Origin of the sequence: Citrobacter amalonaticus (assembly GCF_001559075.2) — a bacterium.
Classification (GTDB): Bacteria; Pseudomonadota; Gammaproteobacteria; order Enterobacterales; family Enterobacteriaceae; genus Citrobacter_A; species Citrobacter_A amalonaticus_F.
Genome location: NZ_CP014015.2, coordinates 2704972 through 2717823, shown reverse-complemented (window position 1 = coordinate 2717823; position 12852 = coordinate 2704972). Strand labels below are relative to the sequence as shown.

Sequence of the window (12852 nt, the reverse complement as noted above, 5' to 3'; positions counted from 1 at the left end):
TCAAAACAGTGAAAATCGCCAAAGTATACCTTGTACGGCGGTCAAGGTTAACCGGCGATTGATGTGGCGAAACAGAAAGCAGATGGATTTCATTACCCTGAGGCAAATACCGACCACAAACTGACAAAGCAATTCAATTTTTATCGCTGAAAAGCTGTATTCACAGACCGCAAGCTGGTAGAATCCTGCGCCATCACTACGTAACGAGTGCCGCTAGATTAACGGCGCTTATTTGCACAAATCCATTGACAAAAGAAGGCTAAAAGGGCATATTCCTCGGCCTTTGAATTGTCCATATAGAACACATTTGGGAGTTGGACCTTGGCTAATATCAAATCAGCTAAGAAGCGCGCCGTTCAGTCTGAAAAGGCTCGTAAGCACAACGCAAGCCGTCGCTCTATGATGCGTACTTTCATCAAGAAAGTATACGCAGCTATCGAAGCTGGCGACAAAGCTACTGCACTGAAAGCATTTAACGAAATGCAACCAATCGTGGACCGTCAGGCTGCTAAAGGTCTGATCCACAAAAACAAAGCTGCACGTCATAAAGCTAACCTGACTGCACAGATCAACAAACTGGCTTAATCGCCTGTTGATTGTTGCTTTGTGAAAAAACCCGCGCAAGCGGGTTTTTTTATGTCTGGACTATTTGTTCTGGGGCGTAAATAACGCCGAATAGTTCGTATTACAGATACGCTGTACCGCCGGATGCTGAATCATCCTCTCGGCAAAGATGGCATGATATTCCTCCATCACATTCTCCACGCGACCAATTTCAACCACCGAATCGTCTGCATAAAAGTCATGCGCATAGAGTGTCGGGGCCACGAAAATCGCGTTGTGCGTCGCGCCAAAGGCTTTCATCAATGCGGCGTCGTCGAACTCTCCCAGAATCTCGACCTTCAGCCCCTGGGAATTAATCCAGTTCAGCAACTTGCGTCCTAACATCGAACGCCGTCCGGGGATCAGTAGACGTCGCTCTTCCAGACAGGCCGGGAAGGATTTTTCCGGTAACGGCTGGGTACACCAGAAGCTCACGCTACACTCGCCAATCTTCACCGAAAACAGCCCTTCCTGCTGCGTCGAGTCAATCGGGCAATCCGAGATAATCATATCCAGCTTATGCTGGCTGAGCTGTTCCAGCAGCATTTCGTGAGTTGATTCAAAACAGCGCAGGTGGATCTGTTCCCCTTCAACGACGGCGGCATCCAGTACGTTGCTGACCAGTCGCTTCGACAGCGCATCCGCCACGCCCACATCAAATAACAGATTGGACTCTTTGCGGTAGTTCACGATATCCAGCATCTCCTGGCTAAGAGTAAACATTTTATCCGCATAGCGAAAAACCAGCTCACCGAGTTCGCTGGGCTCCAGACCGCGCCCCTTACGCTTGAAGAGTTTGCCCTGCAGGCGTTCTTCAAGCGCTTTAATCTGTCCGGTGATGGTTTGCGGCGTTAAATAAAGCGCTTCCGCCGCACCGACCACGGACCCCTCTTTATAGACGTGCCAAAAGTAATAGAGATGGTTGTAATTAATGTGGGACATACACTCTCTCTGATAAATGTCACAAAGGGGGAGCCGAACGAGGCTCCCCTGTTAACTCGCCCAATCAGACTGACGGGCGTAAACGTGCGCGCAGCAAGCTGTAGCCAATCACCGCCGACAGCAAGGAGCCAATCAGGATCCCCAGCTTCGCCCAGTTAATCAGTTCCGGATCCACACTGCCAAAGGCCAGGCTGGCGATAAAGATCGACATCGTAAAGCCAATGCCGCACAGGATGCCGACCGCCATGATTTGTGGGAATGAGGTGCCCTCCGGCAGTTGCGCCAGCTTCAGACGCAGCGCCAGCCAGCAGAACAGGCTGATCCCCAGCGGCTTACCCACCAGCAGACCCGCAATAATGCCGAGCGGCAGAATGGACGTCAGTCCGTCCATCGTCACGCCCTGCAATGAAACGCCCGCATTGGCGAAAGCAAACAGCGGCAGGATCAGATACGCCACCCACGGATGCAGAACATGTTCCAGACGCTTTGCCGGGGAACGCCCGTACTTCTCTTTCAGCGGAATGAAGAAACCGACAATCACGCCTGCCAGCGTCGCGTGGACGCCAGATTTCAGTACCGCCGTCCACAACACCACCCCAACGAGGATGTACACGCCCGTGCGCCGGACGCCGCACAGATTCAGGAGCGCCAGAATCGCAATGGCGAATGCCGCCACGCCCAATGACACCATCGACAGATCGTGGGTATAGAAGACGGCGATAATAACGATCGCCCCCAGGTCATCGATAATTGCCAGCGCCATCAGGAAAATTTTCAACGCCAGCGGCACCCGACTGCCGAGCAAAGCCAGCACGCCAAGAGCAAAGGCAATATCCGTGGCCGCCGGGATCGCCCAGCCTTCGCGGGTGATCGGATCGGCATAGTTGAAGGCCAGGTACAACAGCGCCGGAACAATCATTCCGCCGATGGCGGCAATTACCGGGAAAGCCGCCTGACGCAGACTCGCCAGGGAGCCCTGCATCAGCTCGCGCTTAACCTCAAGGCCAATCAACAGGAAAAACACCGCCATCAGGGCGTCATTGATCCACAACAGCATGTTTTTATTGATCTCAAGCGCGCCAACGCGCAGTTGGACAGGCGTCTCGAGAAAGGCGTGGTACCATCCACTGGTTACACCCATGTTGGCCATCAGCATGGCCAGTACGGCGGCGATGATAAGAATGATGCCCCCAGAGGCATCACTGCTGAAGAAACGATGCAGATGTTTCACTTTTTATTCTCTCTATAAGGTGAATACTTCGTAATTACTATCATACTCCCCATGAATAATCGTTAAAATTAGATTATATATGGTTAAACGATCGGTTTTTTCGAATTAAAGAGACATAAAAAAAGCCTGAGATCTCACAATCTCAGGCTTTTAGCCGCTATGGCAGAAGTGATTAACGGGTCAAATCGTCAAAGAACTTTTTCACGCCGTCAAAGAAACTCTTGGAGCGTGGGCTGTTCTTTTCGCCGGTTGGGCCGCCAAAGCTTTCCTGCAGGTCTTTCAGCAGTTGCTTCTGCTTCTCGTTCAGACCGACCGGTGTTTCGACTACGACACGGCACAACAAATCGCCCTGCGCGCCGCCACGGACCGACTTCACGCCTTTGCCACGCATGCGGAACAGTTTTCCGGTCTGCGTTTCGCTGGGCACTTTCAACTTCACGCGGCCATCCAGCGTCGGAACTTCAATCTCGCCGCCGAGTGCAGCCATCGCAAAGTTAATCGGCACTTCACAGTACAGGTTGTTGCCTTCACGTTCGAAGATCGGGTGCTGTTTCACCTGAACCTGAACGTACAGATCCCCTGCCGGTGCGCCGTGCTCGCCAGCTTCACCTTCGCCTGAGAGACGAATGCGGTCGCCGGTATCCACGCCAGCCGGGATTTTAACCGACAGCGTTTTGCTCTTCTCGACGCGACCATGACCGTGACACTTATTGCACGGATCTTTGATCAACGTACCGCGTCCCTGACAGTGTGGACAGGTTTGCTGAACCGCAAAGAACCCCTGGCGCATCTGCACCTGACCGGAACCGTGACAGGTCGGACAGGTCTGCGGCTGAGTCCCCGCTTTCGCGCCGCTGCCGTGGCAAACATCACACTCTTCCAGCGTCGGAATGCGGATCTCTTTGGTCACGCCACGTACGGCTTCTTCCAGGGTGAGATCCATGTTGTAACGTAAATCGGCCCCACGCGCAGCACGTTGACGACCCCGACCACCGCCAAAGATATCGCCAAAAACGTCACCAAAGATATCGCTGAAGTCAGCGCCGCCGCCAAAACCGCCGCCGCCACCCATACCGCCTTGCTCAAACGCAGCGTGACCGTACTGGTCGTAAGCGGCGCGTTTTTGCGAGTCGGTCAGGACTTCATACGCTTCTTTGATCTCTTTAAACTTGGCTTCGGCCTCTTTATCACCCTGATTACGGTCCGGGTGAAATTTCATGGCCAGGCGCTTGTAGGCCTTTTTGATTTCACGCTCTTCCGCTGATTTGGAAACGCCTAAAATCTCGTAATAGTCTTGCTTAGCCATCTCTTTTTATCTGCCCTTTACATGCGAACACGGGCGTAGAGTATACACTTCATCCCTCAAACCGCTTCTACGTTGGCTTCGTTCGTTCACCCCAGTCACGTACGACTGTACGCTCCTGGGGATTCACTCGCTTGCCGCCTTGACGCAATTTGAATGATTTTGTGTATTAGCTTCTACGCCCGTGCCGATTAATTACCCTGCATCAGGGCGATTATTTTTTGTCTTTCACTTCTTCAAACTCAGCGTCGACAACATCATCATCTTTCGCGTTGTTTGCGGAAGCGTCAGCGGAACCCGCCTGCTGCTGTGCGTGCTGCTGCTGAGCGATTTCCATCAGTTTCTGGGAAACCTGCGCCAGCTCCTGCATCTTAGCTTCGATAGCCGCTTTGTCTTCACCTTTCAGCGCCGTTTCCAGTGCGGTCAGTGCAGACTCGATAGCGGTTTTGTCGTCAGCTGGCAGTTGTTCGCCTGCTTCCTCAACCTGCTTGCGAGTGCTGTGCAACAGATGGTCGCCCTGGTTGCGGGTCTGAACCAGCTCTTCGAACTTACGGTCAGACTCGGCGTTCGCTTCAGCTTCGCGAACCATTTTCTGAATTTCTTCTTCATTCAGACCAGAAGAGGCCTTGATGGTGATCTTCTGCTCTTTACCGCTGTTTTTGTCTTTCGCGGAAACGTGCAGGATACCGTCAGCATCGATATCGAAGGTCACTTCGATCTGCGGCATGCCGCGCGGTGCCGGGTTGATCCCATCCAGGTTGAACTGACCCAGAGATTTGTTATCAGACGCACGTTTACGTTCACCCTGCAGCACATGGATGGTTACCGCAGACTGGTTGTCTTCCGCAGTAGAGAACACCTGGCTGTGCTTGGTCGGGATAGTGGTGTTTTTGTTGATCAGCGCCGTCATCACACCGCCCATGGTTTCGATACCCAGAGACAGCGGGGTAACGTCCAGCAGCAGTACGTCTTTCACATCACCGGTCAATACACCACCCTGAACGGCAGCACCGATCGCTACGGCTTCGTCCGGGTTCACGTCTTTACGCGGTTCTTTACCAAAGAACTCAGCCACTTTCTTCTGCACCATTGGCATACGCGTCTGACCACCAACGAGGATAACGTCGTTGATATCAGATACGGACAGGCCAGCGTCCTGCAGAGCGACTTTCAGCGGCTCGATAGAACGGTTCACCAGATCTTCGACCAGGCTTTCCAGTTTCGCGCGAGTCACTTTGATGTTCATGTGTTTCGGACCGGTGGCATCTGCAGTGATGTACGGCAGGTTCACGTCGGTCTGCTGCGCAGAAGAAAGCTCGATTTTCGCTTTTTCTGCCGCTTCTTTCAGGCGCTGCATAGCCAGCGGATCGTTACGCAGGTCAATGCCCTGATCTTTCTTAAATTCTTCAACCAGATAGTTGATCATACGGCTGTCGAAGTCTTCGCCACCCAGGTGAGTATCACCGTTGGTTGCCAGAACTTCGAAGGTTTTTTCGCCGTCAACTTCGTCGATTTCGATAATAGAGATATCGAAAGTACCACCACCGAGGTCGTAAACCGCGATAGTACGGTTACCGACTTCTTTATCCAGACCATACGCCAGCGCAGCGGCAGTCGGTTCGTTGATGATACGTTTCACTTCCAGACCTGCGATACGACCGGCGTCTTTGGTTGCCTGACGCTGAGCATCGTTAAAGTAAGCAGGTACAGTGATAACCGCTTCCGTTACCGGTTCACCCAGGTAATCTTCAGCCGTTTTCTTCATTTTCTTCAGCACTTCAGCCGAGATCTGCGGCGGTGCCATTTTCTGACCTTTCACATCAAGCCATGCGTCGCCGTTGTCGGCGCCAATGATTTTGTACGGCATGATGGAAACATCACGTTGAACTTCTTCGTCCTGGAAGCGGCGGCCAATCAGGCGTTTAATCGCAAACAGGGTGTTTTGCGGGTTTGTCACTGCCTGACGTTTAGCCGGCTGACCAACCAGAGTTTCACCATCCTGGGTATAAGCAATGATAGAAGGCGTGGTGCGATCGCCCTCGGCGTTCTCCAGCACACGTGCAGTAGTGCCATCCATAATCGCTACACAAGAGTTGGTAGTACCCAGGTCGATACCAATAATTTTACCCATCTAAACGTCTCCACTAAAAATTCGGTCAACATGTGGTTGTGAGTCTGTAATAAGGGCGAAACGTGCGGTTTCAACTCCCCTGATTCGTTTTTTTTCAGACTCACCACTGCGGTTGACTACTAAGTGGGGTCGTAACCCACTTCATCAAGGGGGGGAATGAAAAAATTTTTGCTTTTGTTGAAATAAATCACCTGGACGGTGTGTGATGACGATCACGGCAGAAATTCATCCTTTTCCCCCGATGAGATCATAGACAGCCCCTTCTCTCCTGATTATTATGCCGCGCCCCGAACGGCGTCATGTTTAAGCGGGGATAACTATTTCACCATTCAATTAATGATGATCTTGAGGATTTATGGGCAACACTAAGTTGGCTAACCCGGCACCGCTGGGCCTGATGGGCTTCGGCATGACCACCATTCTGCTTAACCTGCATAACGCGGGTTTCTTCGCTCTTGACGGTATTATTCTCGCGATGGGAATTTTCTACGGCGGTATCGCGCAAATTTTTGCCGGCCTGCTGGAATACAAAAAAGGGAATACCTTCGGTTTGACCGCTTTCACCTCTTACGGCTCGTTCTGGCTGACGCTGGTTGCGATTCTGCTGATGCCGAAAATGGGTCTAACCGAAGCCCCTAATGCGCAGTTCCTCGGTGCCTACCTGGGCCTGTGGGGGGTATTCACTCTGTTTATGTTCTTCGGCACGCTGACGGGCGCACGCGCGCTGCAGTTCGTGTTCCTGAGCCTGACAGTTCTGTTCGCTCTGTTGGCGGTGGGTAACATCGCGGGTAACGAAGCCGTGATCCACTTTGCCGGCTGGGTTGGCTTAGTGTGTGGCGCCAGCGCCATTTACCTGGCGATGGGTGAAGTGCTGAACGAACAGTTTGGTCGTACCATTCTGCCGATTGGCGAAAAACACTGATCATCAGTATCCCCCCGCGAAGGGGGGATCATTATTACGGCTGTTGTAGCTCAGCCTGTATTTCCGTATCGCGATAATACATATCCTGTCGCAGCCAAATTCCCAGTCCCAATCCCACCAGCGACAACGCCAGCACATACCAGCCAGGAGCCATCGGTGAGACGCTCATCAGCAGCGTGACGGCAATCGGCGTCAGCCCACCGAAAATGGCGTAAGAAACATTGTAGGAAAATGAAATGCCGGTAAAGCGGACTTCCGCAGGAAACGCGCGCACCATCACGTATGGCACAGCGCCCACCACGCCCACGCACAGCCCCACCAGCCCATAGAGCAGGAACAGATGTTGCGGATGGGTGCCCGACAGGTGATAGAACAGCCCGCTCGAACAAGCCAATAACAGGCTGCCAACAATAAAGGTTTTGCTGGCGCCGACACGGTCGACAATGAAGCCCGCCAACAGGCACCCCACGCAAAGCATAATGGTCGCCACGCTGTTTGCCTGCAACGTCAGGGCCGGGGCCAGTCCGTATTGCTTTTGCAGCCAGACCGGCGACATTAAAATCACCACCACAATCCCTGCGGAGAGCAGCCAGGTCAGAAGCATGGAGATCACCACCGCCTTCTGGTGTTTCACCACGACCGACTTCACCGGCAGTTCCTGCGCCAACCGCTTACGTTGTTGCATCTCCAGAAAGACCGGTGTTTCCTGCAACCAACGGCGTAAATACATCGCCACCAGACCAAAAATCCCTCCCAACAGGAACGGAATTCGCCAGCCATAGTCATGCACGGCCTGTTGCGTCAAAAGGGTATTCACCTGAGTAGCCACTACGGAACCCAGCAGGATCCCCACCGTCAGACCCGCCGTTAGCGTCCCGCAGGCAATGCCGATACGACGTTCGGGAACGTGCTCGGCCACAAACACCCATGCGCCTGGAACTTCACCGCCAATCGCCGCCCCCTGCAAAATACGCATCAGCAGCAACAATAACGGCGCGACAATTCCCATAGAGGCGTACGTTGGCAGCAGACCAATCGCCAGCGTGGGAACCGCCATCAACAAAATGCTCAGGGTAAACATCTTTTTGCGCCCGACCAGATCGCCAAAATGCGCCATGATGATGCCGCCTAACGGACGCGCCAGATATCCGGCAGCAAAGATGCCAAAGGTTTGCACCTGACGTAGCCATTCGGGAATATCGGCGGGGAAAAACAACTCCCCCACCACTGCAGCGAAAAAGACGAAGATAATGAAATCGTAAAACTCAAGCGCGCCGCCAAGGGCGGCCAGCGTCAGCGTTTTGTAATCCTGGCGATTCAGGGGGCGTGTATGTTGTGACATAGCGAACCATAAGTCAGTGGAGCGTGGTTATGAACGAAACATGTAAAGCAAAACTTACTATATCGTAAATAAATCAACACACCACTTTCACCGCCGCTTATCTTACGAAAAGACTAACTTCAGGCGTTTGTTTCACGTCTTGCGCTTTTCGGGCGAAAAGATGCTACAATTTCCGGCGCGGTTTCCACATACGGCCCTTCAAGGAGCTGTATACAATACGGTACACTTGCAAAGATACCCGCCACGACGACATTCCCTTCGGCATCCTTCACGCCTTCCAGAGTCTCTTTAATGGATTTCGGCTGGCCCGGTAAATTGAGGATTAACGCCTGTTTACGGATCACCCCAACCTGGCGTGACAGGATCGCCGTCGGCACAAAGTGCAGGCTAATCTGCCGCATCTGTTCACCAAAGCCTGGCATCTGGCGATCGGCAACCGCAAGGGTCGCGTCCGGCGTCACATCGCGACGCGCAGGGCCGGTGCCGCCGGTGGTCAGCACCAGATGGCAACTCATCTCGTCCACCAGCTCACAGAGCGTTTGTTCGATGATGGCCTGCTCGTCAGGAATCAAGCGCGTCTGCACCTCGAAAGGGGTGGTCAGCGCCGTCGATAGCCACTCTTCCAGCGCCGGAATACCTTTATCCTGATAGACACCGCTGGAGGCGCGGTCAGAAATGGAAACTAAGCCAATACGTAAGGTGTTCATGATTATTCCGTTTAAACAGTCTCGTTAAACAGAATGATACACTGCGGAGGGAAGGACAGACAGGGTTCAGAAGAGGTAGCGTGACCGGCGTACCGGTCACGCATCAATGATTACAGCAGGTCGCCGATCATTTTTTCCAGTTTTTCCTGGTCGACAGCAAACTTACGGATACCGTCCGCCAGTTTGTCTACCGCCATTGGATCCTGGTTGTGCTGCCACAGGAACTCAGACTCAGTGATGCGTTCCGGACGCGCTTTCACTTCGCCAGAGAAGGACAGTTTACGCTCGATAGCCCCTTCGCTTTCCGCCAACTCTTTCAGCAGCGCCGGTGCGATGGTCAGGCGATCGCAGCCAGCCAGCTCAAGGATTTCACCGATGTTACGGAAGCTTGCGCCCATCACAACCGTCTCGTAGCCGTGCTGTTTGTAGTATTCGTAGATCTCCGTTACAGAAACCACGCCCGGATCTTCCGCCGGCGCATACTCTTTCTTGTCGGTATTGGATTTATACCAGTCAAGAATACGGCCCACGAACGGGGAGATCAGGAATACGCCCGCTTCAGCACAAGCACGCGCCTGCGCAAAGGAGAACAGCAGCGTCAGGTTACAGTTGATGCCTTCTTTTTCCAGCTGTTCTGCTGCACGGATACCCTGCCAGGTTGAAGCCAGTTTGATCAGAATGCGATCGTTACTGATACCTGCGTCGTTATACAGCTTAATGATACGTTTCGCTTTAGCGATAGACGCGTCGGTGTCATAGGACAGGCGAGCATCCACTTCCGTGGAGATACGACCCGGGACCAGTTTCAGGATCTCCAGACCGATGTTCACGGCCAGTTTGTCGGTAGCGTCAACAATCTGCTGCGCACGGTCGTTGCTCTGCTGCTTAGCCCATGCCACGGCGTCATCAATCAGCTTACGGTATTCCGGGATCTGCGCTGCGTTAAGAATGAGAGAAGGGTTGGTTGTGGCATCCTGCGGCTGATACAGCTTCATTGCCGCGATGTCTCCGGTGTCGGCCACCACGGTGGTGAACTGACGAAGGGAGGTCAATTTGTCCGTCATGATAGTGTTTCTCTTTAAACAGCTTGTTAGGGGGATGTAACCGGTCTGCCCTGATGATAACACGACGTTGTGACAGCGCAACCGCAGACAATGCGCTTATTCCCATGAGGGCATCTGCGGACAATTTCTGATCCGCCTTGATGTGACGCGCCATTCAGGTGCTCAACCTCATGTATACTACGCGGCCGCTATCAATTGTCCGTCAGCGTATATACTATTCGACAATTGGTAACGCTTACACAGGGTTGTTACAGCGTACCGGCAGCAACAAGAGGGATGTTAATGCCTGATTTTTTCACGTTTATTAATGATGTGCTCTGGGGATCGGTAATGATCTACCTGCTCTTCGGTGCAGGGTGTTGGTTTACCTGGCGCACAGGCTTCGTACAATTTCGCTATATCCGCCAGGTTGGCAGAAGTCTGAAAAATAGCATTAACCCGCAACCGGGAGGGTTGACCTCGTTTCAGTCGCTCTGTACCAGCCTTGCCGCCCGTATCGGCAGCGGCAACATGGCGGGCGTGGCGCTGGCGATTACCGCTGGCGGACCTGGCGCGGTGTTCTGGATGTGGGTCGCCGCCATCATCGGTATGGCGACCTCGTTTGCTGAGTGCGCCCTCGCACAACTGTACAAAGAGCGCGATCGCCACGGTCAGTTTCGCGGCGGCCCCGCCTGGTATATGGCGCGGGGATTAGGTATGCGCTGGATGGGCGTGTTATTCGCCATCTTTTTACTGATCGCCTACGGCCTGGTGTTCAACAGCGTGCAGGCCAACTCCGTCTCCCGCGCCCTCAAATTCGCATTTGATTTCCCTCCGGTCGCCACCGGTATTGTCATGGCAATTGCCGCCCTGCTGGTTATTGTCCGGGGGATAAAAGGCGTGGCGCGGATGATGCAGTGGTTTGTCCCTGTGATGGCGCTGATGTGGGTGGTCACCAGCCTGGTGGTGTGTCTGATCAACATTGAGCAATTGCCTGACATCATCATTTCTATCGTCAAAAGCGCGTTTGGCTGGCAAGAAGCGGCAGGCGGCGTGGCGGGGTATACGCTGAGCCAGGCGATCACCAGCGGTTTTCAACGCAGTATGTTTTCCAATGAAGCCGGAATGGGCTCAACGCCTAACGCCGCTGCCGCGGCATCATCCTGGCCGCCGCACCCTGCGGCGCAGGGAATTGTGCAGATGATCGGGATTTTTATCGACACGCTGATCGTCTGTAGCGCAACGGCAATGCTGGTTTTACTGGCAGGCAACGGCACGACCTATGCGCCGATGGAAGGGATCCAACTGGTGCAGAAAGCAATGAGTACGTTGGTCGGTGACTGGGGGGCAGCCTTCGTTGCGGTCATCGTCATTCTGTTTGCCTTCAGTTCCATTGTGGTCAACTACATCTACGCGGAAAACAACCTGTACTTTCTGAACCTGGACAATAAGCGCGTCATCTGGATCCTTCGCGTTGCCACCTGTTCTACGGTGGTGGCCGGAACCTTGCTTAGCTTCCCGCTGTTATGGCAACTGGCGGATATCATCATGGCCTGCATGGCGATCACCAACCTGACGGCAATATTGCTGCTCTCTCCGGTGGTACATACTCTGGCGAGTGATTATTTGCGTCAGCGAAAACTGGGTATCCGTCCGGTCTTTGATCCGCTGCGCTACCCGGATATCGAACAGCAACTGGCGCCAGATGCCTGGGACGACATCCCGCGAGACTAATCGCAACTATCGATCAATTCAGTCGTGTTTTTTGCTACAGTCGCAGTAAATTTCCTGCAAGGACTGAACATGCTGATTCTGATTTCACCTGCAAAAACGCTCGACTACCAGAGCCCGCTGGCGACAACGCGCCATACGCTGCCTGAGCTGCTGGACCACTCCCAGCAGTTGATTCATGTGGCACGCACGCTCTCAGCCCCGCAAATCGGTAAGCTGATGGGCATCAGCGACAAACTTGCCGATCTGAACGCCACCCGCTTTCACGACTGGCAGCCGGACTTCACGCCGGAAAACGCGCGTCAGGCGATTCTGGCCTTCAAAGGCGATGTTTATACCGGATTACAGGCCGAAACCTTTAGCGAAGCCGATTTCGATTTCGCCCAGCAGCATTTGCGTATGCTCTCAGGTCTGTACGGCGTACTGCGTCCGCTGGATCTGATGCAGCCTTATCGTCTGGAAATGGGCATTCGTCTGGAGAACGCCAAAGGGAAGGATCTGTATCATTTCTGGGGCGATATCATTACCGACAAGCTCAATGAAGCGCTCGCCGCACAGGGCGACCAGGTGGTGATTAACCTTGCGTCGGATGAATACTTCCGATCCGTGAAACCGAAGAAACTGAACGCCGAATTGATTAAACCTGTCTTCCTCGACGAGAAAAACGGCAAGTTCAAAGTCATCAGCTTCTACGCCAAAAAGGCGCGCGGCCTGATGAGCCGCTACATCATTGAAAACCGCCTGACGAAGCCTGAACAGCTCACCGGCTTTAACCGCGAAGGTTACTTCTTTGATGAAGCCGCCTCCGGAAATGGCGAACTGGTGTTTAAGCGTCACGAGCAGTAATGCCCAATTCGCCGGATGGCGGCTACACCTTATCCGGCCTACTCATCCGCA

General features: G+C 53.4%; 11 protein-coding genes and 1 pseudogene. 4 read left to right on the top strand and 8 right to left on the bottom strand.

Translation table 11 applies throughout. The features are described 5' to 3' along the window. Positions 1-213 (bottom strand): annotated as a pseudogene (locus tag AL479_RS24035) (DUF2575 domain-containing protein); the annotation flags it as partial. 108 nt (positions 214-321) lie between these two features. On the opposite strand from AL479_RS24035, the gene rpsT reads away from it, so the two are divergent. Then, positions 322-585, top strand: coding sequence for a 30S ribosomal protein S20 (gene rpsT, locus AL479_RS13175; RefSeq protein WP_003018940.1), 264 nt, complete (start codon positions 322-324; stop codon positions 583-585). Positions 586-645: 60 nt separating this feature from the next. Here the strand turns inward: rpsT and nhaR are convergent, their stop codons facing one another. From nhaR to dnaK, 4 genes are all read right to left on the bottom strand, one after another. Beyond that, positions 646-1545 carry a transcriptional activator NhaR gene (gene nhaR, locus AL479_RS13170; protein WP_042998004.1) on the bottom strand — a complete coding sequence of 300 codons (900 nt, stop codon included), beginning with the start codon at positions 1543-1545 and terminating at the stop codon, positions 646-648. 64 nt (positions 1546-1609) lie between these two features. Continuing rightward, on the bottom strand, positions 1610-2776 hold the full coding sequence (gene nhaA / locus AL479_RS13165; RefSeq protein ID WP_061076372.1) for a Na+/H+ antiporter NhaA: 1167 nt from the start codon (positions 2774-2776) through the stop codon (positions 1610-1612). A gap of 172 nt (positions 2777-2948) precedes the next feature. Continuing rightward, positions 2949-4082, bottom strand: a complete 1134-nt coding sequence (dnaJ, locus tag AL479_RS13160) for a molecular chaperone DnaJ (RefSeq protein WP_061076371.1) — start codon at positions 4080-4082, stop codon at positions 2949-2951. 211 nt (positions 4083-4293) lie between these two features. Continuing rightward, positions 4294-6210 carry a molecular chaperone DnaK gene (gene dnaK / locus AL479_RS13155; RefSeq protein ID WP_042323997.1) on the bottom strand — a complete coding sequence of 639 codons (1917 nt, stop codon included), beginning with the start codon at positions 6208-6210 and terminating at the stop codon, positions 4294-4296. A gap of 355 nt (positions 6211-6565) precedes the next feature. Here dnaK and satP point away from each other — a divergent pair, with 355 nt between their 5' ends. After that, on the top strand, positions 6566-7132 hold the full coding sequence (gene satP / locus AL479_RS13150) for an acetate uptake transporter (protein WP_046475236.1): 567 nt from the start codon (positions 6566-6568) through the stop codon (positions 7130-7132). A gap of 34 nt (positions 7133-7166) precedes the next feature. Here the strand turns inward: satP and AL479_RS13145 are convergent, their stop codons facing one another. The 3 genes from AL479_RS13145 to tal all read right to left on the bottom strand — a co-directional run bounded on the left by AL479_RS13145 (position 7167) and on the right by tal (position 10245). Beyond that, a complete protein-coding gene (locus AL479_RS13145; protein ID WP_061076370.1) occupies positions 7167-8474 on the bottom strand; it encodes an MFS transporter in 1308 nt (435 codons plus the stop codon). Between the two features lie 119 nt (positions 8475-8593). Beyond that, positions 8594-9181, bottom strand: a complete 588-nt coding sequence (gene mog, locus AL479_RS13140) for a molybdopterin adenylyltransferase (RefSeq protein WP_061076369.1) — start codon at positions 9179-9181, stop codon at positions 8594-8596. Between the two features lie 110 nt (positions 9182-9291). Beyond that, on the bottom strand, positions 9292-10245 hold the full coding sequence (gene tal, locus AL479_RS13135; protein WP_061076368.1) for a transaldolase: 954 nt from the start codon (positions 10243-10245) through the stop codon (positions 9292-9294). A 282-nt stretch (positions 10246-10527) separates the two neighbouring features. Between tal and AL479_RS13130 the strand changes: the two genes are divergently transcribed. Continuing rightward, positions 10528-11958 carry an alanine/glycine:cation symporter family protein gene (locus AL479_RS13130; RefSeq protein ID WP_061076367.1) on the top strand — a complete coding sequence of 477 codons (1431 nt, stop codon included), beginning with the start codon at positions 10528-10530 and terminating at the stop codon, positions 11956-11958. 69 nt (positions 11959-12027) lie between these two features. Then, positions 12028-12801, top strand: coding sequence for a peroxide stress protein YaaA (gene yaaA, locus AL479_RS13125; RefSeq protein WP_061076366.1), 774 nt, complete (start codon positions 12028-12030; stop codon positions 12799-12801). Positions 12802-12852: the final 51 nt, after the last annotated feature.